Source organism: Stenotrophomonas humi (genome assembly GCF_001431415.1).
GTDB classification, from domain to species: Bacteria; Pseudomonadota; Gammaproteobacteria; order Xanthomonadales; family Xanthomonadaceae; genus Stenotrophomonas; species Stenotrophomonas humi.
On sequence record NZ_LDJI01000028.1, the window covers coordinates 23,832 to 45,107 of the forward strand.

General features: G+C 64.9%; 20 protein-coding genes. 15 read left to right on the forward strand and 5 right to left on the reverse strand.

Translation table 11 applies throughout. The features are described 5' to 3' along the window. Positions 1 to 159 precede the first annotated feature (159 nt). Positions 160 to 1,323 carry a hypothetical protein gene (locus ABB26_RS14980; RefSeq protein WP_057635551.1) on the reverse strand — a complete coding sequence of 388 codons (1,164 nt, stop codon included), beginning with the start codon at positions 1,321 to 1,323 and terminating at the stop codon, positions 160 to 162. A gap of 220 nt (positions 1,324 to 1,543) precedes the next feature. Further along, complete coding sequence (locus tag ABB26_RS19315) at positions 1,544 to 1,843, reverse strand: hypothetical protein (RefSeq protein WP_057635513.1); 300 nt, start codon at positions 1,841 to 1,843, stop codon at positions 1,544 to 1,546. A 182-nt stretch (positions 1,844 to 2,025) separates the two neighbouring features. Between ABB26_RS19315 and ABB26_RS14990 the strand changes: the two genes are divergently transcribed. The 6 genes from ABB26_RS14990 to hemC all read left to right on the forward strand — a co-directional run bounded on the left by ABB26_RS14990 (position 2,026) and on the right by hemC (position 8,543). Then, complete coding sequence (locus ABB26_RS14990; protein ID WP_057635514.1) at positions 2,026 to 2,955, forward strand: CorA family divalent cation transporter; 930 nt, start codon at positions 2,026 to 2,028, stop codon at positions 2,953 to 2,955. Between the two features lie 138 nt (positions 2,956 to 3,093). Beyond that, complete coding sequence (locus tag ABB26_RS14995) at positions 3,094 to 3,402, forward strand: DUF3817 domain-containing protein (RefSeq protein WP_057635515.1); 309 nt, start codon at positions 3,094 to 3,096, stop codon at positions 3,400 to 3,402. A 553-nt stretch (positions 3,403 to 3,955) separates the two neighbouring features. Further along, positions 3,956 to 5,896 carry a glucans biosynthesis glucosyltransferase MdoH gene (gene mdoH / locus ABB26_RS15000; RefSeq protein WP_057635516.1) on the forward strand — a complete coding sequence of 647 codons (1,941 nt, stop codon included), beginning with the start codon at positions 3,956 to 3,958 and terminating at the stop codon, positions 5,894 to 5,896. Positions 5,897 to 6,098: 202 nt separating this feature from the next. Next, complete coding sequence (locus tag ABB26_RS15005; protein ID WP_057635517.1) at positions 6,099 to 6,761, forward strand: alpha/beta hydrolase; 663 nt, start codon at positions 6,099 to 6,101, stop codon at positions 6,759 to 6,761. Between the two features lie 104 nt (positions 6,762 to 6,865). Next, positions 6,866 to 7,594, forward strand: a complete 729-nt coding sequence (locus ABB26_RS15010; RefSeq protein WP_057635552.1) for a LytR/AlgR family response regulator transcription factor — start codon at positions 6,866 to 6,868, stop codon at positions 7,592 to 7,594. A 31-nt stretch (positions 7,595 to 7,625) separates the two neighbouring features. Then, positions 7,626 to 8,543: a hydroxymethylbilane synthase gene (hemC, locus tag ABB26_RS15015; protein ID WP_057635518.1), complete on the forward strand. Its 918-nt coding sequence runs from the start codon at positions 7,626 to 7,628 to the stop codon at positions 8,541 to 8,543. Positions 8,544 to 8,851: 308 nt separating this feature from the next. On the opposite strand, the gene ABB26_RS15020 is transcribed toward hemC, so the two are convergent. Then, the gene (locus ABB26_RS15020) at positions 8,852 to 9,631 is read right to left on the reverse strand and encodes a DUF481 domain-containing protein (protein WP_057635519.1); all 780 of its coding nucleotides are present in this window, start codon (positions 9,629 to 9,631) and stop codon (positions 8,852 to 8,854) included. Positions 9,632 to 9,794: 163 nt separating this feature from the next. Here ABB26_RS15020 and ABB26_RS15025 point away from each other — a divergent pair, with 163 nt between their 5' ends. After that, positions 9,795 to 10,760, forward strand: coding sequence for a helix-turn-helix transcriptional regulator (locus tag ABB26_RS15025; protein WP_057635520.1), 966 nt, complete (start codon positions 9,795 to 9,797; stop codon positions 10,758 to 10,760). Between the two features lie 251 nt (positions 10,761 to 11,011). Here the strand turns inward: ABB26_RS15025 and ABB26_RS15030 are convergent, their stop codons facing one another. Further along, positions 11,012 to 11,611 carry a lipocalin family protein gene (locus ABB26_RS15030; protein ID WP_057635521.1) on the reverse strand — a complete coding sequence of 200 codons (600 nt, stop codon included), beginning with the start codon at positions 11,609 to 11,611 and terminating at the stop codon, positions 11,012 to 11,014. A 137-nt stretch (positions 11,612 to 11,748) separates the two neighbouring features. Between ABB26_RS15030 and ABB26_RS15035 the strand changes: the two genes are divergently transcribed. Both ABB26_RS15035 and ABB26_RS15040 read left to right on the forward strand, forming a co-directional pair. Beyond that, the gene (locus tag ABB26_RS15035) at positions 11,749 to 12,066 is read left to right on the forward strand and encodes a hypothetical protein (RefSeq protein ID WP_057635553.1); all 318 of its coding nucleotides are present in this window, start codon (positions 11,749 to 11,751) and stop codon (positions 12,064 to 12,066) included. 68 nt (positions 12,067 to 12,134) lie between these two features. Beyond that, positions 12,135 to 14,234, forward strand: coding sequence for a prolyl oligopeptidase family serine peptidase (locus ABB26_RS15040; RefSeq protein WP_057635522.1), 2,100 nt, complete (start codon positions 12,135 to 12,137; stop codon positions 14,232 to 14,234). Positions 14,235 to 14,654: 420 nt separating this feature from the next. Here the strand turns inward: ABB26_RS15040 and ABB26_RS15045 are convergent, their stop codons facing one another. Next, positions 14,655 to 15,848: a pyridoxal phosphate-dependent aminotransferase gene (locus ABB26_RS15045; protein ID WP_057635554.1), complete on the reverse strand. Its 1,194-nt coding sequence runs from the start codon at positions 15,846 to 15,848 to the stop codon at positions 14,655 to 14,657. A gap of 157 nt (positions 15,849 to 16,005) precedes the next feature. Here ABB26_RS15045 and ABB26_RS15050 point away from each other — a divergent pair, with 157 nt between their 5' ends. Genes ABB26_RS15050 through xerC form a run of 6 tightly spaced genes read left to right on the forward strand, consistent with a single transcriptional unit; the run spans position 16,006 to position 21,236 of the window. Next, positions 16,006 to 18,114, forward strand: coding sequence for a S9 family peptidase (locus ABB26_RS15050; RefSeq protein WP_057635523.1), 2,109 nt, complete (start codon positions 16,006 to 16,008; stop codon positions 18,112 to 18,114). A gap of 15 nt (positions 18,115 to 18,129) precedes the next feature. Beyond that, on the forward strand, positions 18,130 to 18,537 hold the full coding sequence (locus ABB26_RS15055; RefSeq protein WP_057635524.1) for a YbaN family protein: 408 nt from the start codon (positions 18,130 to 18,132) through the stop codon (positions 18,535 to 18,537). A 50-nt stretch (positions 18,538 to 18,587) separates the two neighbouring features. After that, on the forward strand, positions 18,588 to 18,824 hold the full coding sequence (gene lptM, locus ABB26_RS15060) for an LPS translocon maturation chaperone LptM (RefSeq protein WP_057635525.1): 237 nt from the start codon (positions 18,588 to 18,590) through the stop codon (positions 18,822 to 18,824). Continuing rightward, positions 18,817 to 19,668: a diaminopimelate epimerase gene (gene dapF / locus ABB26_RS15065; RefSeq protein ID WP_057635526.1), complete on the forward strand. Its 852-nt coding sequence runs from the start codon at positions 18,817 to 18,819 to the stop codon at positions 19,666 to 19,668. The genes lptM and dapF overlap by 8 nt, the downstream gene beginning before the upstream one ends. Next, positions 19,665 to 20,342, forward strand: a complete 678-nt coding sequence (locus tag ABB26_RS15070; RefSeq protein ID WP_057635527.1) for a DUF484 family protein — start codon at positions 19,665 to 19,667, stop codon at positions 20,340 to 20,342. Before dapF ends, ABB26_RS15070 begins: the two co-directional genes overlap by 4 nt. Before the next feature lie 15 nt (positions 20,343 to 20,357). Continuing rightward, complete coding sequence (xerC, locus tag ABB26_RS15075) at positions 20,358 to 21,236, forward strand: tyrosine recombinase XerC (RefSeq protein WP_083490866.1); 879 nt, start codon at positions 20,358 to 20,360, stop codon at positions 21,234 to 21,236. Positions 21,237 to 21,276 lie beyond the last annotated feature (40 nt).

A 21,276-nucleotide genomic window follows, 5' to 3' on the forward strand; every position in this document is an offset into this window, starting at 1 on the left:
CGCATACGCCACCGTATGAAGGGCGCGCGGATGAGGCATGCAGAGCGGCTTCAGCCGCGGAGCGGGCACACGCTCAGGTTGCGCAACGCACGCATCTGCAGGGACCCGGTCGGCGCCATCAGCTTCACGGCTGAAGCTGATGCTACGGCGGGGTGTGCTTCACCGCCGGTCCGCATCCACACGGATGAAAGGCTGTTGCGCATCGTCGCTCCAGCGCATCAGCTGGAGGTCCGCACGCTGCTTGCCGTCTTCCTTCGAGTTTCCAACCAGATAGAACAGGCCATCGCCGACAGGTTGCAGGCCGACATCGGCTTTCTGCTTCCAGCCACGGATGCCGGTGGTTTCGTCCCTCAATCCTGCATCGGCCAGTGGCAGCAACAGGCCTTGTTCCCAGCGCCGGCCATGTTTTCCGGGAACACCGATCAGGCTGCCCCGCTGTGGTTCTGCCTGTGCATCAACGGCAAACATCAGGTAGTTGGGGAAGCTGGGCTTTTTGCCCGGGTACACACCCATGAACCATCGCTGCTGTGCCGCGTCGTACGCCAGGTTCTGCACGCCATAACTGGTGTTGCCGGTACGCACGAAGTACTTGCCATCCACTGTTCCAGGTCCACTGCGATGAGGAGCGCTTTCGTTCAGCGGGTGGGCGAGGCGATGCCAGTCCGTGATGTCGTATTGCAGCAGCACCTGGTGATCATTGTCGCTGCGCGTGGTGTTGCCGTAGATGCCATAGGCAACCGTAAGCAACTGCGGGCCATTGGTGCGTCCGAACTGCGGACCGAACGAAACGCCGTCGATGCCTGAGCAGCCGTAGCGATGATCCGGTGAGGCCGTCACGTTGTCGTGGTACCTGCCATCGTCGCCATCGAACGTACCATCCCCGTTCACATCGGCGGTGTAGTCGGCCACCACTTCCGGCAGGTACACCGTCCGCAGGATGTCCACGTCCTTTGCGTTGATGCCCACGCGATCGATCCGCGCGACATCGATCACCGCAATGTAGAACGCCTCATCCTTCTTGTACTCCAGCGAGCCGTAGACCTTGCCATCGGCTGCATTGAAATCCAGGTCGCCGAGGTGGCCGGTCCAGCCCACCAGCGTGCCGATCAGCTTTCCGCTGAAGTCGTAGCGCGCCAGCAGATTGGTGAAGGAGTAGTAGATGTAGCCGCCGCGCATGTCCACTGCGATGCCCTGGACATGGCCGGACTCCCAACTGCCACCGTGCTGAGTGAGCGGCAGCCTGGGCAGTTCATTGGCTGATAGGGGCGGTGCGGAGGCGGCGAGGGTGCCGGCAAGGAAAAGCAGGGAGAAGCGGAGTTTCATGCGCAGGGCCATCGCGGCGGGTACGACCGCGCAGCGTTGCGGCAGGGAGTGACGGGGTGATGACAAGAAGGGTGTCGGTGGCGGTCACCGGCGCGTGCGACCTGATCGGAAGCGTGCCATGTGTGGGGCCTGTGCCCCGAAACGCCATGGCGGCGTGCCCGGAACGCGGCGGGCACGCAAGGCAGCCGGCATTGCACCGGCCGCCCAGGGAGCGAAGGGTTCAGGCTTCTTCTTCTTCCTCTTCTTCCTCGTCTTCTTCTTCCTCGTCGCCCTCTTCTTCGTCCTCTTCTTCCTCGTCCTCTTCCTCGAACGCTTCCAGCTCTTCAACGCGCACGAAGTTGGGCAGGGTGTCGGCGAGGCTGATTACCTTGCCGTTGGCGAGCATCGGGCGCACCGCGCGCTTGCCGGCTTCTTCCACAATGGCAAAGCACACCAGCGTCTGCGCGCTCTCTTCACCATTCTCTTCAAATACGGCGACCCAGCCGTCGGCGGGGATGATCTGGATGATGTTGTCTTGCATGGCTGGACTGTTGGCGAAGGGAACGCAGAGCTTGCGTGAAGCCGGTGGCGCTGTGCAATAGCCGTAGCCCGGAGGGAGGAGGTGCCGTCCACCGCAAGCCCTGCCTTGCCCGGGCGGGTGCCTTTACGCGGTCGCCAGATGGATGGAGGATGCCGACAGGTTCTTTGTTCGAGGCGCGCCCCATGCTGCATTGCCGGACCATTGTTGAAGCAGGATCGGGTGCGAAGTCCGCCTTGTGGGTGGACCTTTGCCAACCCACGCCGGAAGAACTGGCACAGGCAGCGCAGCAGGTCGGGTTTCCAATCCCGGATCGGGCCGGCATCAGCGAGATCGAGTTCAGCAGCCGGGTGCGGATGGAAGGCGAGGCATTGGTGCTGAACCTGCCGCGTTTCCAGTACGAGGCGGCGCAGGTGGTGGCACCGCTCGGGTTCGTGGTCGCGCCCAACGCCCTGGTGGTGCAGCGCGAACATCCCGTGGATGCGTTCACCGCGCTGGAGGCCGAACTGGGCAAGCACCCCTGCGTTGGCCCCGCCGATCTGTTCCTGCGCATGATCGAACGCATCGTCGACTATCTGGCCGACCTGCTCGAATCGCTGGAGAGCAGCATGAGCGAGTTCTCGCGGCAGGCCTTCAACAAGCCCAAGGGCCGCCGCACACCCCGACGGCTGGAACGCATGCTGCACGAAGTAGGGGTGATGGGGCGTCATATCGGCGCGCTGCACAACACCTTGCATGGCCTGCTGCGGATGATGAATTACCTGGACGAATCCGCGCCGGAGTGGTTCGGCGCCGACGCACACAAGCGGATCAAGCTGGTGCTCAAGGACATCACCTCGCTCAGCGAGTTCGAGCAGCAGCTGGGTGACCGCAACGAATTCCTGCTCGACAGCGTTCTGGGCCTGATCAACATGGACCAGAACGAAGTGATGAAGGTGATGGCGGTGGCCTCGGTGGTGGGCATTCCGCCAACGGTCCTGGTCGGCATCTGGGGCATGAACTTCGCCACGATGCCGGAGCTGCATTGGCATTTCGGCTATTGGATAGCGCTGGCGGTGATCGTGTTGAGCATCGTGGTGCCGCTGGCGTGGTTCAAACGGCGTGGCTGGCTTTGAGCCAGGAGCGAGCGAAGGGTAGGGTGCTTCTGCTGCTGCCCTCTCTTGCTCACCACGCATCTCCACTCCCGCCCAGCCCTTTCGCCTAGAATCTCCGGTCCTCTTCCACCCACCGGAGCCGCAATGCCCGCCAAACCCATGTCCCCCACCGGGAAGCTGTTCGCCACTGCCGCAATGATTGAAGGCGTGACCTGGGCCGGACTGTTGATTGGCATGCTGCTCAAGCGTGGCTTGGAAATCACCGACCTGGGGGTGCGGATCTTCGGGCCGCTGCATGGCATGGCCTTCCTGTTCTATGTGGTGGTGTGCCTGTACGCCTGGATCAAGCTGCGCTGGCCGCTGTGGGCAATGCTGGTGGCGCTGGTCGCAGCGGTGCCGCCGCTGGTGACGGTGCCGCTGGAAATGTGGTTCCGTCGCCTGGGTCTGCTGTCCGCGCGCACGCCCTGAGGCGTCACCTACGCGCATTGCCGGCCACCCGTGCCGCGCCCATGACGCGCGGCACCCCGGTCTTCCATTGCTGAAACCCTGCCTCGCGGCACGAGGCGGGCAACGCGGTTTAGCCAGCGTTATGCATGGCTGAATGCCCGCCAGATACCCCGTGCGGCCGCACCTGGCGCAGAAAAGCCGCGATGAAGCCGGCCGTTGTCCATTGCGTTCGCGCCAAAGCCGAGGCGCCGGTGATGCCGGCCCCGCTGGCGGTGAGGCTTCCCCATTGTGGATAATCTGCTGCTACGCAACGGCGCATGGCCGTGGCGGGGCACCCGGAAAGTGGCGGGTGATGCGGTTGAGGGGGCTCCCGCGGTGCCTGAGGCAGGGCACATCAACAAGGTGGCATCAGCGCGTTTGCCGCAGGTTTAAGTTTGATCTTCTAGTTTTTTCCGCACGTCACGTTCTCCCTTCAAGGAATTCCGGTGCAACACGCAAGCAGTGAATGGCACGGTGCAACGCGCCTTTCCGCACAAGGCAATGATCGCGCGGTGACGCCGCAGCGGAGCGATCGATGAGCAGCGCCACCCCCATCCTTTCCAGCAGCAAGCCTGTAGCGGTCGCCACGGGGCTGGATGCCGGCATGGCCGTGCTGCCGGCCGAGCATCCGTTGCAGATGCCGGAGCAGTCGCTGCGCGAGGGCAAGCTCAAGGTTCGTCGGCAGGAAACCGCGCCGCCCAACATCGGCCTGCGCCGGCTCTACGTGTTCGGCACCACCGCGGTGATGACCGCGGTCGCCACCGGGATGATGGCCCGTGTACTGGCCAATGGCGGCATCAACGTGCTCGAAGGCTGCCTGTTGGTGCTGTTCGTGGCGCTGTTTGCGTGGATCGCATTGTCCTTCGTCGGCAGTCTGGCCGGCCTGCAGGCACTGCTGCGCGGCCGCCGCAAGCTTGGCATCTACCCGGATACGCCGCTGCCGGTGCTGGAAACGCGCACCGCCTTGTTGATGCCCACCTACAACGAGGACCCGCGCCGGATGATGGCCGGGTTGCAGGCGATCTACGAATCGGTCGCGGCCACCGGTCAGCTGGATCGTTTCGATTTCTTCGTGCTCAGCGACACCACCCGTGACGACATCGGCCGCGCCGAGGAACAGGTGTTCCTGCGACTGGTCGAGGAGACCGGTGGTGCCGAGCGGCTGTTCTACCGTCGCCGTGCCAGCAACGTCGGCCGCAAGGCCGGCAACATCGCTGATTGGGTGCGCCGGTTCGGCGGTGCCTATCCGCAGATGCTGATCCTCGACGCGGACAGCCTGATGACCGGCGACGTGATCGTGCGGTTGACCTCGGCCATGGAAAAACACCCCAGCGTCGGTTTGATCCAGTCGCTGCCGGCGGTGGTCAACGGCCGCACCGCGTTCGCCCGCATGCAGCAGTTTGGTGGCCGCGTGTACGGGCCGGTGATGGCCTACGGCGTGGCCTGGTGGCACGGCGCCGAGAGCAACTACTGGGGCCACAACGCGGTGATCCGCACCCAGGCTTTCGCCGAGCAGGCCGGCCTGCCGGAACTGCCGGGGCGCAAGCCGTTCGGCGGCCACGTCCTCAGCCATGACTTTGTCGAGGCTGCGCTGATGCGCCGTGGTGGCTGGGCCGCGCACATGGTGCCGTACCTGCAGGGCAGCTATGAAGAAGGCCCGCCGACGCTGACCGACATGCTCATCCGCGACAGGCGCTGGTGCCAGGGCAACCTGCAGCACTCCAAGGTGGTGGCGACGCCCGGCCTGCATTGGATCAGCCGCGTGCACATGATGATCGGCATCGGCCATTACTTCACCGCGCCGATGTGGGCGATGTTGATGCTGATCGGCATCGCCATTCCGTTGATTCACGGCGGCATCGACCTGGTCGAAGAGCTGCACTTGAAAGTGTCGCCCGCGCAGTACTGGCGCGGCCTGGACCAGCAGGGCGTGGTGTGGGTTTTCGCCGTGACCATGGCGGTGCTGCTGGCGCCCAAGATGATGGGTTACATGGCGATGCTTACCGCGCGCAGCGAGCGCATTGGTTGCGGTGGTGCATTGCGCGCATTGGTGTCGGTGTTGCTGGAAACGCTGCTGGCGGCGTTGATGGCACCGGTGGTGATGTACGTGCAGTCGCGTGGTGTATCCGAAGTGCTGGCCGGCAAGGATTCGGGCTGGGACGCACAGCAGCGCGATGACGGCACTGTTTCCTTCGGCACGTTGCTGCGCAGCTACGGCGGGCTGAGTGTGTTCGGCCTGGTGATGGGGGCGATGGCCTACGCCGTATCGCCTCCGCTGGCTGCCTGGATGGCACCGGTGGTGATCGGCATGGCACTGGCGGTGCCGGTGGTGGCATGGACATCGTCGCGTCGCGCCGGTGACTGGCTGCGCCGTCACCAGTTGCTGGCCATTCCGGAAGAAAGCCACCCGCCGCGCGTACTCGTACGCGCCGCCGAACTGCGCGCCGCTGCAATGCGCGAGTCGGTGCAGCAGTAAGCACTCCTGCGTTGCAGGCAGTTGCAGATGCGAATCCCGGGTACACGCGGCGTGCCCGGGATTTTTGCAGCAACCTGCCGGCATGGTGTCCCAGCAACGTGCATGGCACCACCGATGCAACGCTCGTAATGGCGTATTTCCTAGTGCCATCCCCGGCCTCCCAACACGGCATAATCTGCGTCTGTCTTCGGGAGTCGTGAAAATGCTGGAAACGGTGGAACAGGAAACCGGCGCGTCGCCGCAGTGGTCGATCATCTGGCTGCATGGGCTGGGTGCCGATGGCCATGATTTCGCGCCCATCGTGCCCGAGCTGGTGCGTCCGCAATGGCCGGCGATCCGTTTCGTGTTTCCGCATGCACCCAAGCGTGCGGTGACCATCAACAACGGCATGCCGATGCGCGCGTGGTACGACATCGTCAGCATGGATTTCCGCAGTCGTGCCGACGCTGCCGGCGTAGCCGAATCGGTGGCGCAGGTCGAAGCCCTGATCGCGCGCGAACAGGAGCGTGGTATCGCACTGGACCACATCGTGTTGATCGGTTTCTCGCAGGGCGGTGCCATCACCTTGGCCACCGGCCTGCAGCGTCGCGAAAAGCTGGCCGGGCTGGTGGCCCTGTCCACCTATCTGCCTGAGGTCGATGCCGCCGCCGCGCAGCTGGTCGCGGGTGCCAACACCCAGCCGGTGTTCATGGCCCACGGCACGGGTGACCCTGTGATCCCGGTGCAGATCGCCGAGCACAGCATGCAGGTGCTCAAGCAGCTGGGCTTTGCCGTGGAATGGCATCGCTACCCGATGGCGCACCAGGTCTGCGGGGAAGAGATCCATGCACTCGGCGATTGGCTGCAGGCCCGTTTCGACGCATGAACGCCAGGGTGTGAAGGACTGCGCAGTTCCGCATCCGGCCACGCCGGTTTCGCATCGGTGCGGCTACCATGGCCGCACCAGCACTGCGTGACGGGGAGGAACGTGTGAAGGTGGTTATTGCCGACGACGAGCCTTTGGCACGCGAACGCCTGCGTTCGCTGCTGGCCGAGCATGCTGGAACAATCGTGGTGGCCGAGGCGGCCAATGGCGCCGACGCGCTGCACGCCTGCGCACAGACACAACCGGACCTGGTGCTGCTGGATATCGCCATGCCCGGTATCGACGGACTGGAAGTGGCCCGCCACCTCGCCCATTTCGAGCCGCGTCCGGCCGTGGTGTTCTGCACCGCTTACGATGCCCACGCGTTGTCCGCGTTTGAAGCGGCCGCGGTGGATTACCTGATGAAGCCGATCCGCGCCGAGCGCCTCGCTGCTGCGCTGGCCCGTGCACGCACCGTCATCGCCGGGCGCGCCACGGCGGCGCCTGCGCAGACGACGCAGGCACGCCGGGTGCTGTGCGCGCGTCTGCGCGGCAGCCTGCGGCTGGTGCCGGTGGAGGACATCGTCTACCTGCAGGCCGAGGAAAAGTACGTGGTGGTCCACCACAAGCGCGGCCAGGACCTGATCGAGGAATCGCTGCGCTCGCTGGAGGACGAATTCGGTGAGCGCTTCATCCGCATCCATCGCAACTGCCTGGTGGCCCGTGACCAGCTGCAGGAAGTGCGGCGCACGCCGGCCGGGCAGGTGCAGGCGGTGCTGCGCGACATGCCCGTGTTGCTGGAAGTCAGTCGCCGCTGCGTGGCCAACCTGAAGACCGAACTGATCCGGTTGTGACCGTCGCGTCGGCAGCGGCGATAATGCGCGCATGACCATCCTGCGTATCGCTACCCGAAAGAGCCCGCTTGCCCTGTGGCAGAGCGAACACGTCGCCGACCGCCTGCGTCAGGCCCATCCCGGGCTGTCCGTGGAGCTGGTACCGATGAGCACCCGCGGTGACGAAGTGCTGGACCGTTCGCTGGCCGCCATCGGTGGCAAGGGCCTGTTTCTGAAGGAACTGGAGCTGGCGATGATGCGCGGCGAAGCCGATTGCGCCGTGCATTCGCTCAAGGACGTGCCGATGGAGCTGGAGGCGCCGTTCGCGTTGCCGGCCATTCTGGTCCGCGCCGATCCGGCCGATGCCTTCGTGTCCAACCGCTACGCCTCGCTCGATGCCCTGCCGCAGGGTGCCTGCGTCGGCACGTCTTCCTTGCGTCGGCAGGCGCAGCTGCGTGCATTGCGTCCGGACCTGCAGGCGCGGGACCTGCGCGGCAACGTCAATACCCGCCTGGGCAAACTCGATGCCGGTGACTACGACGCCATCATCCTGGCCTGCGCCGGCCTGGAACGTCTGGAGCTGGGGGGGCGTATCCGTGACCGCCTGCGCGCACCGCAGTGGTTGCCGGCACCGGCACAGGCGGCGGTGGCCATCGAATGCCGCCAGGACGATGCGAAGGTGATCGCCCTGGTTGCCGCCTTGGACGACGCCCCGACACGCACCTGCGTCGAAGCCGAGCGCGCGATGAACCGTGCCCTGGACGGTAGTTGTCACGTGCCGGTGGCGGGTCTGGCGCAATGGCAGGGCCAGGACCTGTGGTTGCAGGGCCTGGTCGGCGGTGTGGCCGATGGCCGCATCGTGCGCGCCGAGGCACACGGCCCGGCGACCGATCCGGAAGCACTGGGTCGCAATGTCGCCCGTCAGCTGTTGGATGCCGGCGCAGGTGAACTGCTGGGCAACCCGGCCTGAAGCAAGGCGTTGCGCGGTTCCGAACCTACCGTGCAACGGCATGAAGCCAGCCCCTTTTCAGCCCTTACTTTGGCTGCAGCAAAGCGAGGGGGCGATCTAGCCTGGGCTGCCAGATCGCAGCGAAAGCCGCTTCTGCTCCCTCCCTTTCGCGCAGCGAAGGGAAGGGCGGGAGGGTGGTAACACGCCAGAGGAGCATGGCTCCGGCTCTACTGGTGGCTCCGGGAGCAGGGCCCGCAACAAAAAGGGAATGGCCCGCGCCGCAGCGCAGAACCATTCCCTGTTCCCAATCCCTCAACCCCGCTTCAAGATCACTTGAAGCTGTAAACCACGTTCATCGTGGTCAGGGTGTCGGTCTTGCGCTTGTCTTCGGCCACGTCGCTGTTGTGACGGGCCTGCCAGCCGGCCTTCAGCGCGAAATGCTTGTTCATGCTGACCGACACGCCAAAGTCATTCTGCGCGAAGGTGTTGTACGAGCCGGATTCGACCAGCAGGCTGTTGACCAGCTCGGTGTTCTCGGTGATGGAGAACTTCAGGTCGAACAGGCCGCGGCCGATCAAGCCGGTGCGGTTCTCATCGGTGTCGGCATTGTGCGAACGGCGCACACCCGGGCCGATCTGGGTGTCCAGGATCAGCCGCTCACCGTCGATCAGACGCGTGCCGTAACCCAGACCGAAGCTGCTCTGGCGGTCATAGGTGGCGAAATCATCGCGTTCATGACGCACCGTGGCGGTCAGCTGGCGGTGCTCGCCCAGCTGCAGCGCGCTGCCGGCGCCAGCGGTGTAGCGGTTGGCGGTGGTCTGACGGGTGCGGCTGGTGCTGCCGTCGTCATTGGTCTGGTTGTACTGGGCGCTGGAGCGCAGGCCGAACAGATCCATGCTGTGCACCCAGTCATCGTCGGTGTAGCGCAGCTTGAGGCGGCCGTTGAAGCTTTCGGTGGTGCTGTTGCCGTGTGCGGAGGCAAAACCGAGCTCACCGCCGCTGCCGCTCCACGGTGACGTCATGGCGGCCAGGTCGGAGGCATCATCTGCCCAGGCGGCCAGCGGGGCGCACAACAGCAGCGGCAGGAACAGGGAAACACGCAGTGACATCAGTCAATCTCCGGAATGAAATCGGGGCAAGTAAGCGTTTTCATGATACCGGAAGGCTTGCGCTGGCTCGGTTCCGGGGCGGCGGGCGCTTCAGACGGCGTTTGGCGGGGAGGCTGTCGCCGGCCCGCAGCATTGCGGCCCGGAGTCGGACATAATCGGGCCCATGGATCGTTACGAACGCATAAACGCGCTGCATCGGCTGCTCAAGTCCGCCCGTTATCCGGTCACGGTGGCTCGCCTGCAGGAAGAACTGGGATGTTCCAGGGCAACGGTCTATCGCGACCTGGCCTTTCTGCGCGATGCGCTGATGGCGCCGGTGGAAGGCGATGGCGAGGCCGGTTTCCGCTATCTGAGTGGCGAAAGCGACCGTTTCGAGCTGCCCGGCCTATGGCTGAGCTCCGAAGAACTGCATGCCTTGCTGGCCTCGCAGCACCTGCTGTCGCGGACCGGGGGCGGGGTGCTGTCCTCGGTGCTGGCGCCGCTGCAACAGCGGATTGAAAGCCTGCTGGCGGCGCAGGCCGGCGCGACCTCCTGGCCGGTGGAGCGTGTGCGGGTGATCCCGCACCGCGGCCGCAAGCTCGACGAAGCCAGCTTCCGCACCGTTGCCTCCGGCGTGCTTGAGCGCAAGCAGCTGTCGTTCGAATACCGCGCGCGTTCCACCGATGAGGCCACCCGCCGCACGGTGTCCCCGCAGCGCATCACCCATTACCGCGACAACTGGTACATGGACGCGTGGGATCACACCCGCGACGCGGTACGCAGTTTCGCGGTGGACCGCATTCATCAGGCGCGGCTGCTCGATCAGCCGGCCCGTGACGTACCGGATGCCGAGCTGGATGAACAGCTGGCGGCCAGCTACGGCATCTTCTCCGGCGCCCCCAAGGGCTGGGCAACCATCGTGTTCAGTGCCAAGGCCGCGCGCTGGGTCGCCGATGAACATTGGCATTCCAAGCAGCAGGGCCGGTTCCTGGCGGATGGCCGCTACGAACTGAAACTGCCGTACAGCGTCTCGCGCGAACTGCTGATGGACGTGCTGCATTACGGTTCGGATGCGGAAATCATCGAGCCCCAGTCCCTGCGAGAACAGGCCAAGGCTCTGTTATCGCTGGCGCTGAGCAATTACGACTGAGTTCCGTGGCGGTGCGCCATGAGTAAAGCGGCGCGCGCTTCAATTCAATCCGGTTTGCCGCAGAGATGTCATCCGGGCCAGCGTGTTGCACCGGGATTGATTGCATGGCGATCAACCGCATTGCATGCGTCCCACCCCAGGCCCGGCTGCGTTGCGCTCGCCGGGGTGACTGAAGTGGGTGACTCTGGTTGAGGTGAGCACGGGGTGCGAAGACTCGCTTCCGCCCTCCGTCACTTCTCACCCCGCTTCACTCACTTCTTGTTGGGTACCTCGAAGCCGAGTCGTCCCACCTGCTCCGGGTGCTGCGGCACGCGCTTGAGCTTGTCGGTGTTGACGTCGTACTTGTCACGCAGGCGCAGGGCCAGGTGGCGATACAGCGTGTTGTCCATGTCCGGTTCGCGGGCAAAGATCCAGGCCATCTCGCGGCCGGGGTAGCCGATCAGTGCCCAGGAATAGTCCGGTGCCACTTCCAGGATCCGGGAGTGCGTCGGTACCACCCGGTAGAACCAGGTGCGCCAGCGGCGGTTGCCACTATCTTCGTCCACCTTGGCGCGGATGCTGAGTTCCTCGGTGGGCTCACCGAAGCCTTCGCGGAACTGATAGTTGATGGCGACCTTGTCGTCTTCGCGCAACGTATAGGTGTTGACGCTGGCCACATGCCCGCGCTCGACGAAGTTGGGTACCCGGCCGATCACATACCAGCGGCCCATGAAACGCTGCAGGTCCACCGGGCCTTCGGAATCGCCTTCCACGATGGGTGTCGCGGCGGGGGCTTCCTGCGCGTGGGCAGGCACCAGCGGCAGGGCCAGGCTCAACAACAGGGCGGACAGAAACGCTGGAATTGGTCGCATTACGGGTTGGAGCGCCATGGGTGGGTGACGGCTGCATGTTCAACGGCGGCGATAGGCACGTCAATGGCAGGTCGCAGTCTGTGAGATGAGCGGCATTGAGGATGCACTCCAACACAGTCATGTTGCCGGAGAACGTCATGTCCAAGCCGTCTGCACCGTCATACCGCCGTAAGCAGGAGTCGAACCCGGATCCGCGCGTGTTGCGCTGCGTCAGGCAAGTCGCGCTGGCAGGCATGGCCCTGGTGCTGGTCTGGCCGGCCGCGCGTGGGCACAGCATCTGGATCGGCTGGTTGCCACTGTGGCTGGTCGGCATGCCGCTGGCCTCCTGGTGGGCGTTGTATGGCTTCCGCCTGCCGGCGGCATGGCGCAACCGCAAGGCTGGGCAGCGCCGCCGTGGCCCGCAGGCCCGACGCGCGCGCCGTCCCCTGCGCTGGCGTGGCTCGCAGGCGGCCTGACCTTCGACACGGGAGCGCCATCGGTTGCCTGTGCTAGCGTTCGGCGCTTATGACCGCGTGGAGCCAATATGTCCCGAATCACCTCCGCCTGCCTCGTGGCAGGGCTGCTTTCCTCCGGCCTGGCCGGTGCTGCCATGGCTGCTGACCAGCCCCAGGATCCGTATGCCTGGCTGGAAGACGTCACCGGCGACAAGCCGTTGACCTGGGTGAAGGAGCAGAACGCCAAATCCGAGGGGCGGCTGGCACAGAGCCCGCAGTTCAAGCAGATGGAGGCCGGCATCCGCGAGGTGCTGGATTCGGACGCCAAGATCCCGGGCGTCGAGAAGATCGGCGACTACTACTACAACTTCTGGAAGGACAAGCAGCACGAGCGCGGCATCTGGCGCCGCACCACGCTGGTGGAGTACCGCAAGGCCGAGCCGCTGTGGGAAACCGTGCTGGACCTGGACGCGCTGAACAAGGCCGAGGGCGAGAACTGGGTGTGGCATGGCGCCAACTGCCTGCGCCCGGAATACACCCGCTGCCTGATCGCGCTGTCGCGCGGCGGCGCGGATGCCGATGTCACCCGTGAGTTCGACCTGTCCAACAAGCAGTGGATCAAGGACGGCTTCTTCCGTCCGGAAGCCAAGGGCGGGCTGGGCTGGATCGACCAGAACAACGTGTTCGTCTATACCGATTTCGGCGACGGCACGATGACTACCTCCGGTTACCCGCGCGTGGTCAAGCGTTGGCAGCGTGGCACGCCGATCACGGCTGCCACCCCGGTGTATGAAGGCAAGCCGGAAGACATGTACATCGCCGCGATGCACGACGATACGCCGGGCTTCGAGCGCAACTTCGTCAGCCGCACCATCGCCTTCTACAACAACGAACTGTTCGTGCTTGGCGCCGATGGCAAGCTGACCAAGGTGGATGCGCCGAATTCGGCCGAGAAGGGCGTGCGCCGTGAATGGCTCACCCTGGAACTGCGCGAGCCGTGGACCGTGGGCGGCAAGACCTATGCCGCAGGTTCGCTGCTGGTGACGAAGTTCGATGACTTCATGGCCGGCAAGCGCGACTTCGACGTGCTGTTCGCCCCGACCGACACCACCTCGCTGGCCGGCATGTCCTGGACCCGGTCGCACGTGGTGTTGAACGTGCTGGACGACGTCAAGAACCGCCTGCAGGTGATGACCCACGGCAAGGACGGCTGGGTTGCCAGCGAGTTCGCCGGTGCGCCGACCTTCGGCACCATTGGTATCGGCGCGGTGGATGCCGACGAAAGCGACGCGGTGTGGATGACCGTCACCGACTACCTGACCCCGACCACGCTGGCCCTGGCCGAGATCGGCCAGCAGCCGGAAGTGCTCAAGACCATGCCAGCGTTCTTCGACGCCAGCGGCAAGGTGATCGAGCAGCATTTCGCCAACAGCAAGGATGGCACCCGCGTGCCGTACTTCGTGGTGCACGACAAGGCGATGAAGCTGGACGGCTCCAACCCGACCCTGCTGTATGGCTACGGCGGTTTTGAGATTTCGCTGACCCCGAACTACTCCGGTGGCATGGGCCGCGCGTGGTTGGACAAGGGCGGCGTGTACGTGGTGGCCAACATCCGTGGTGGTGGCGAGTACGGCCCGCGCTGGCACCAGGCCGCACTGAAGCAGAACCGCCACAAGGCGTACGAAGACATGGCGGCGGTGGCGCAGGACCTGGTCAGCCGCAACATCACCTCGGCCAGGCACCTGGGCGTGCAGGGCGGCAGCAACGGCGGTCTGCTGACCGGCAACATGCTGACCCAGTACCCGGAGTTGTTCGGTGCGGTGGTGGTGCAGGTTCCGCTGCTGGACATGAAGCGTTACAGCCACCTGCTGGCCGGCGCCTCGTGGATGGCCGAGTACGGCAACCCGGATACGGCCGATTGGGACTTCATCAAGACCTTCTCGCCGTACCACCTGTTCGACCCGGCCAAGAGCTACCCGCCGGTGCTGTTCACCACCTCCACCCGCGATGACCGCGTCCACCCGGGCCACGCCCGCAAGATGGCGGCCAAGATGATCGATGCGGGCAAGGACGTGACCTACTACGAGAACATCGAAGGTGGCCACGGCGGCGCAGCCAACAACGCACAGGCCGCGCACATGTCGGCACTGGCGTACAGCTTCCTGTGGGAGCAGTTGAGCAAGAAGTGATGTGCCGCAGGTGAAGTCACCTGTGCATGATTGAAGCAACGACGCCACCACAAGGTGGCGTCGTTGTTTGAAGCCCCTCTCCCGCAGGCGGGAGAGGGGTTGGGGTGAGGGCAGGGGCGAAGTCGTGATGGTGAATCCATATGATCGCTTTCGAAGCCCAAAGCCCAAAGCCCAAAGCCCAAAGCCCAAAGCTCCCCCATCCGCCCTTCGGGCACCTGCATTCGGTACATCCCTGCGCCTCACCCTTCGGGCGGCTTCGCCGTGCAACTCGGCAATCCTGCCGAGTTGTCGCCCCGCGGGCGGGAGAAGGAAGCGGCCTTGCGGCAGTTTCATCTGCCAGTTCCCAGCCCTTCGAGCGTTCCGCCTTTTCGGCGTCAGGCCTTTTGTCCCGTAGACGGGAGGGGCGGCCCGCCCGGCAGCTCACTTCCTCTGCCAGCTCTCCAACCCACGTCCAATCCGCATCACCGCCTCCTGCAGCCTCGCCACATCCTGTGTGTAGGCAATCCGCACATGCTGGTTGGCGCGGTAATGACCAAAATCCAGGCCCGGCGTGAATGCCACATGCTCGGTCTCCAGGAAATGCGCGCAGAACGCCTGCGCGTCATCGGTGAACGCACTCACGTCGCAGTACAGATAGAACGCACCCTGCGGCTCCACATCAATGCGGAAGCCGAGTCCGCGCAACGCGGGCAGCAGGTAATCGCGGCGCTGACGGAACTGCTCCCGGCGTTGCTCGAAGATCGCAATCGTCTCCGGCTCGAAGCATGCCAGCGCCGCATGCTGGGCCATGGACGGCGCGCTGATGTACAGGTTCTGCGCCAGCTTCTCCAGTTCGGGCACGGCTTGTGGCGGCGCCACCAGCCAACCCAGGCGCCAGCCGGTCATGCCGAAATACTTGGAGAAGCTGTTCAACACGAAGGCTTCGTCATCCACCTGCAGCACGCTGGGTGCATCGAAGCCATAGGTCAGGCCGTGGTAGATCTCATCCACCACCAGATGACCACCGCGCGCTTTCAAGGATGCCGACAAGGCGGCCAGCTGTTCGGCGTCGAGTGTTGTGCCGGTCGGGTTGGCCGGCGAGGCGACCAGCGCACCGACGCTGTTGCTGTTCCAGCGTTGTTCGATCAATTGCGGCGTGAGCTGATAGCTGTCTTCCGGGCCGACCGGCACCAGCTGCGCCGCGCCTTCGACCAGCCGCAGGAAATGGCGATTGCAGGGATAACCCGGGTCCGCCAGCAACCAGTGTTTGCCTGGGTCGACCAACAGGCTGGAAGCCAGCAGCAGCGCGCCGGAGCCACCGGGCGTGACCAGGATGCGTTCGGGATCAATGGCCAGGTGATAACGGTCGCGATAGAAGCCGGCGATGGCCTCGCGCAATGCTGGCAGGCCGCGTGCAGCGGTGTAACGGGTGTGGCCGGCAGCAAGGGCTGCCTGGCCGGCGCGGATGACCGGGTCGGCGGTGGTGAAATCCGGTTCGCCGATTTCCAGGTGGATCACATCGTGACCGGCCTGTTCCAGCGCATTGGCGCGGGCCAGCAGGGACATGACGTGGAACGGGGCGATCTCGTGGCTGCGACGGCTGTAGCCGGACGGCGTGGGGGGGGGCGTGTTCATCGCCGCATCATAGGACGACGCGGCCACCGAGGCATTGCGACCAACGGTGCATGGCGGCCACCACATTGAAGCTGTCCACGCCTCGAAAGGCCCAGGCTGCCCGTGGCACACTGTGGTCTTGCGCGGGGGCGTCGCTCCTGTCGATGGGAGCCTCTCCGTGAAACCTGCCCTTTGCCTGTTGGTAGCCAGCCTGATGATGAACACCGCCGTCGCCGCAACGCCCACCCCGCCAGATGTCGCCAAGCGTGCGCATACGGTCAAGGCGCCGTTTGGTGCCGAACGCCAGGACGAGTACTACTGGTTGCGCGATGACAAGCGCGAGAATCCGGAGATGCTGGCCTATCTCAAGGCCGAGAACGCCTACACCGACGCGCTGATGGCGCCGCTCAAGCCGCTGCAGGAAACGCTCTACGGCGAGATCGTCGGCCGCATCAAGCAGGACGATGCCAGCGTGCCGTACCGCGAGCGCGACTACTGGTATTACACCCGTTATGAAACCGGCAAGGACTACCCGATCCATGCGCGCCGCAAGGGCGACATGCAGGCGCCGGAACAGGTGCTGCTGGATCTGAACGTCATGGCCGAAGGCAAGGGTTACTTCGGCGTCGATGACATGGAAGTGAGCCAGGACAACCGCCTGCTGGCCTGGGCCGAGGACGATGTCGGTCGTCGTCAGTACACCATCCGCTTCAAGGACCTGGAAACCGGAAAGCTGCTGCCGGACGTGATCACCGGTGTTTCGGCCAACGTGGTGTGGGCGGACGACAACCGCACCGTCTTCTATGTCGAGAACGACCCGGAAACCCTGCTCACCGTGCGCGTGAAGAAGCATGTGCTGGGCACGCCGGTCAGTGCCGATACGCTGGTCTACGAGGAAGAGGACGACAGCTTCTACATGGGCATCGGCCGCACCCGCGATGACCGCTTCATCACCATCGGCGTGGACAGCACGGTCGCTTCCGAGCTGCGCTACACCTCGGCCGCCAACCCTGGTGATTTCACCGTGCTGGCGCCGCGCGAGCGTGACGTGGAGTACGACGCCGACCACTTCGACGGCCGCTGGGTGATCCGCACCAATGCCGACGGCGCGAAGAACTTCAAGCTGGTCACCGCCCCGGACGATGCCACCAGTCGCAAGCAGTGGAAGGACTGGGTGGCGCACGATCCGCAGGTGCTGGTCGAAGGCTTCGAGCTTTTCAACGGCTACACCGCCATCGCCGAGCGCGCCGACGCGCTGGAACGCATCCGCCTGCTGTTCGCCGATGGCCACAGCGAGTTCGTCAAGGCCGACGAGCCGGCCTACTCGATGGGCCTGTCGGTCAATGCCGAGCCGGATACCGAATGGCTGCGTTACAGCTACACCTCGCTGACCACCCCGGCCACCACCTACGAACTCAACGTCAAGACCGGCGAACGCCGTCAGCTCAAGCAGCAGCCGGTGATTGGCTACGACCCGTCGCTGTACCAGACCGAACGCGTCTGGGTGACCGCGCGTGACGGTGCCAAGGTGCCGGTGTCGCTGGTCTACAAGAAGGGCTTCAAGAAGGACGGCAGCGCCGCGCTGTACCAGTACGCCTACGGCAGCTATGGCATGTCGATGGATCCGGGCTTCAACCAGAGTGTGGTGAGTCTGCTGGATCGCGGCATGGTCTACGCCATTGCGCACATCCGTGGTGGCGAGGAAATGGGCCGCAACTGGTACGAGGACGGCAAGCTGCTGCACAAGCAGAACACCTTCAACGACTTTGTCGATGTCACCCGCGCGCTGGTCGCACAGGGCTATGCCGCGAAGGACCGCGTGGCCGCGTCCGGCGGCAGTGCCGGGGGCCTGCTGATGGGGGCGGTGGCGAACCAGGCGCCGCAGGACTACCGGGTGATGGTGGCGCAGGTGCCGTTCGTGGATGTGGTCACCACCATGCTCGACGCCAGCATCCCGCTGACCACCAACGAATACGACGAGTGGGGCAACCCGGAGCAGAAGCAGTACTACGACTACATGCTCAGCTACTCGCCGTACGACAACGTGCGCGCCCAGGCCTACCCGTCGCTGTTCGTCGGCACCGGTCTGTGGGATTCGCAGGTGCAGTACTGGGAGCCGGCCAAGTGGGTGGCGCGACTGCGTGACGTCAACACCGGCAACCTGCCGATCGTGTTCCGCACCAACATGGAAGCCGGCCACGGTGGTAAGTCGGGCCGTTTCCAGCGCTACAAGGAACAGGCCGAATCGTTCGCCTTCGTGCTGTCGCAACTGGGCGTGGCGAACTGACCGCATCGCGCGCGCATGTCAGAGCCCCCGTCATCGCCAGAACCACGCCCGGTGCGGATGCGCTGGGCGTGGTGGTTGCTGGCCTATGTGAGTCTGGGCATCGGCATTGTCGGCATCTTCGTGCCGGGCCTGCCGACCACGGTGTTCGTGCTGATTTCGGCCTGGGCGGCCTCGCGTGGATCCAAGCGCCTGCATCACTGGCTGGTGACGCATCCGCGTTTCGGCCCGGCGATTGGCGACTGGCAGGCGCACGGCGCAGTGAGCCGCAAGGGTAAGTGGATGGCCAGCATCACCATGCTGGCCTGCGCCCTGATCACCTTGTGGTGCGTACCGTTGGCGTGGGTGAAGTGGACCTCGATCAGCATCATGGCGTGTGTCTGCCTGTGGCTGTGGATGCGGCCGTTGCCACCCAAAGGCAGCTGAACAGCGAGTGCCGCCAGCGGATTTCATGGTCCAGTGGCTATACTTCGGCAATGAACACGACGTCCCGTTTGCTGATGCTCATCCCGGCGGCCTGCGCGCTGCTGGCCCTCTCTGCCTGCGGCAACAAGGGGCCGCTGGTCATGCCCCAGAAGCCGGTGCCGATCGAGGAGCAGGAAGTCGTCCCGGACGATGCAATCCCCACCGAGAGCACCCCGGCAACGCCGGTCGAAACCAAGGACGATGCCGAGACCAAGCCGGCCGAAAGTGACGCCAAGGGCAATGAGTAAGTCGGCTTCGGGGCACCTGCGTTTCACCAAGATGCACGGTGCCGGCAATGATTTCGTGGTGCTGGACCTGCGTGACGGCACGCCGCCGCCGGACGCGGCATTGGCCGCCAGGCTCGCCGACCGCCACCGTGGCGTGGGTTGCGACCAGATCCTGACCATCGAGCCGCCGCGTGAAGAAGGCTCGGTGGCCGCGTACCGCATCTGGAACTCGGACGGCTCCACTTCGCAGCAGTGCGGCAATGGCGCGCGCTGCGTGGCGGCCTGGCTGGTACGCGACGGCGCCGTACAGGGCGACGAATTCGTGATCGACAGCCCGTTGCGCACGCATGCCGTGCAGCGTCTGGCCGACGATCGTTACGCGGTGACCATGGGCAAGCCGGATTTCGAGCCGGCCCAGATTCCATTGGTCGGCTTTCCGCGTGCGCGTGAGGAATACGCGGTGTCGTTGCAGGGCGAGAACGTGCGCTTTGGCGCGGTGTCGATGGGCAACCCGCACGCCGTGCTGGAAGTCGGCCTGATTGATGCGGCTCCGGTGGAGCGGGTCGGTTCGCTGTTGCAGCAGCACGCATCGTTCCCGGAATCGGTGAATGTCGGCTTCGCGCAGGTGCTCGATGGTGGTCACGCCAGGTTGCGTGTATTCGAGCGCGGCGTTGGCGAGACCCTGGCCTGCGGCAGCGGTGCCTGCGCCGCCGCCGTGGTACTGATGCAACGCGGTCGCCTGCAACGCGACGCTTTGATGTCATTGCCGGGCGGCGATCTGCGCATCCAGTGGCCGGATGATCAGGCCGCCATCGTGATGTCCGGCCCTGCAGCATTCGTTTTCGACGGAGAGTGGATGGGATGAACGAGACCGCGGAAAAAATCGGTGCCCACGAAGTAGCCGCATGGCTGCGTCGTCACCCGGGCTTCCTCAAGCAGTTTCCCGACCTGGCCCTCACCCTGGTGGTGCCACGCGATGATGGCCCGACCGCATCGCTGGCCAGCTATCAGCTGGAAGTGCTGCGTGACAAGAACCGCGAGTTGTCGCGGCGTCTGGCCGACCTCGGCAGCAATGCGCAGATCAACGAGCGTCTTGCGGTGCGCACGCATCAGCTGACCCTGGCGTTGATGCGGCAGACCAGCGCCGCCGACACGCTGCGGGCGATGGCGGCCTCGCTGGAAGAGGATTTCGCCGGCGATTTGGTACGCATCGTCTCCTTCGAGGCCATGCCGGAGCTGGAGCAGGCGCCGTGGTTGCAGGTCATCGGCCGTGACGACCCGCGCCTGGCTGCGTTCCACGATTGCCTGCAGGACGGTGAGCCGATCTGCGGCCGCCTGCAGCCGGAAAAGAACGACCTGCTGTACGGCGAGCGCGTGGGCGAGGTGTCTTCCACCGCCTTGTTGCCGCTGCCGGGCGTGGGCCTGATCGCGGTAGGCAGTCACGATTCAAACCGCTTCTATCCGGGCATGGGCACGCTGTTCCTGCGCATGATGGGCGAGTCGCTGGTGGTGGGTCTGCAGCGTTTCCGCAGCGCTTGACCGGGTGATGCGGCGATGAGCGCCGTCCAGAAATTCCTGTCCTACCTGCAGGTCGAGCGGCGCATGTCCGCGCATACGCTCGACGCCTACCAGCGCGACCTGGCCGCACTGTCGCAATGGTGCGAGGGCAACGATGTTGCCGATCCGCAGGCGCTTGCCGGCGAGCAGCTGCGTGATTTCATCGCCGCCGAGCACCGGCGTGGGCTATCGCCCAAGAGCCTGCAGCGCCGCTTGTCAGCCTGTCGCAGCTTCTACGCGTGGTTGCTCAAGAACGGCGCCATCGACAACAGCCCTGCCGCTGGTCTGCGTGCGCCCAAGGCACCGCGCAAGCTGCCCCAGGTGCTGGATGCCGACGAGGCGGTGCAGCTGGTCGAGTTGCCAACCGACGCCCCGCTGGGATTGCGCGACCGCGCGCTGCTGGAACTGTTCTATTCATCCGGGCTGCGTTTGAGTGAGCTATGCGCCTTGCGCTGGCGTGATCTGGATATACCCAGTGGGCTGGTGCTGGTACATGGCAAAGGCAACCGCCAGCGCAGCGTTCCGGTGGGTTCGCATGCGTTGAACGCGCTGCAGGCGTGGCGCAGGGACAGTGGCGGCGGCAACGAAAACCCGGTATTCCCGGGGCGTGGTGGCGGGCCCATCACCCAACGCGCGGTGCAGATCCGGATCAAGCAGCTGGCGCAGCGGCAAGGATTGTTCAAGAACGTGCACCCGCACATGCTGCGGCACAGTTTCGCCAGTCACATCCTGGAATCCTCCGGCGACCTGCGTGGTGTGCAGGAACTGCTCGGCCACGCCGACATCGCCACCACGCAGATCTATACGCATCTGGATTTCCAGCACCTGGCCAAGGTTTATGACGCGACGCATCCGCGGGCGAAGCGGAAATCCTGATCCACTCGGCAGCAGGGTTCGCTGATTTCCAACTTTGGGT

Bases quoted from the DNA above. Each gene is read 5' to 3' on its own strand.
- ABB26_RS15070 (WP_057635527.1), top strand. From the start codon at position 19,665: ATGAACGAGACCGCGGAAAAAATCGGTGCCCACGAAGTAGCCGCATGG.
- ABB26_RS15025 (WP_057635520.1), top strand. From the start codon at position 9,795: ATGGATCGTTACGAACGCATAAACGCGCTGCATCGGCTGCTCAAGTCC.
- hemC (WP_057635518.1), top strand. From the start codon at position 7,626: ATGACCATCCTGCGTATCGCTACCCGAAAGAGCCCGCTTGCCCTGTGG.
- ABB26_RS15055 (WP_057635524.1), top strand. From the start codon at position 18,130: ATGTCAGAGCCCCCGTCATCGCCAGAACCACGCCCGGTGCGGATGCGC.
- xerC (WP_083490866.1), top strand. From the start codon at position 20,358: ATGAGCGCCGTCCAGAAATTCCTGTCCTACCTGCAGGTCGAGCGGCGC.
- ABB26_RS15040 (WP_057635522.1), top strand. From the start codon at position 12,135: ATGTCCCGAATCACCTCCGCCTGCCTCGTGGCAGGGCTGCTTTCCTCC.
- lptM (WP_057635525.1), top strand. From the start codon at position 18,588: ATGAACACGACGTCCCGTTTGCTGATGCTCATCCCGGCGGCCTGCGCG.
- ABB26_RS15005 (WP_057635517.1), top strand. From the start codon at position 6,099: ATGCTGGAAACGGTGGAACAGGAAACCGGCGCGTCGCCGCAGTGGTCG.
- ABB26_RS15030 (WP_057635521.1), bottom strand. From the start codon at position 11,611: ATGCGACCAATTCCAGCGTTTCTGTCCGCCCTGTTGTTGAGCCTGGCC.
- ABB26_RS19315 (WP_057635513.1), bottom strand. From the start codon at position 1,843: ATGCAAGACAACATCATCCAGATCATCCCCGCCGACGGCTGGGTCGCC.
- ABB26_RS14995 (WP_057635515.1), top strand. From the start codon at position 3,094: ATGTCCCCCACCGGGAAGCTGTTCGCCACTGCCGCAATGATTGAAGGC.
- ABB26_RS14980 (WP_057635551.1), bottom strand. From the start codon at position 1,323: ATGAAACTCCGCTTCTCCCTGCTTTTCCTTGCCGGCACCCTCGCCGCC.
- dapF (WP_057635526.1), top strand. From the start codon at position 18,817: ATGAGTAAGTCGGCTTCGGGGCACCTGCGTTTCACCAAGATGCACGGT.
- ABB26_RS14990 (WP_057635514.1), top strand. From the start codon at position 2,026: ATGCTGCATTGCCGGACCATTGTTGAAGCAGGATCGGGTGCGAAGTCC.
- ABB26_RS15035 (WP_057635553.1), top strand. From the start codon at position 11,749: ATGTCCAAGCCGTCTGCACCGTCATACCGCCGTAAGCAGGAGTCGAAC.
- ABB26_RS15020 (WP_057635519.1), bottom strand. From the start codon at position 9,631: ATGTCACTGCGTGTTTCCCTGTTCCTGCCGCTGCTGTTGTGCGCCCCG.
- ABB26_RS15045 (WP_057635554.1), bottom strand. From the start codon at position 15,848: ATGAACACGCCCCCCCCCACGCCGTCCGGCTACAGCCGTCGCAGCCAC.
- mdoH (WP_057635516.1), top strand. From the start codon at position 3,956: ATGAGCAGCGCCACCCCCATCCTTTCCAGCAGCAAGCCTGTAGCGGTC.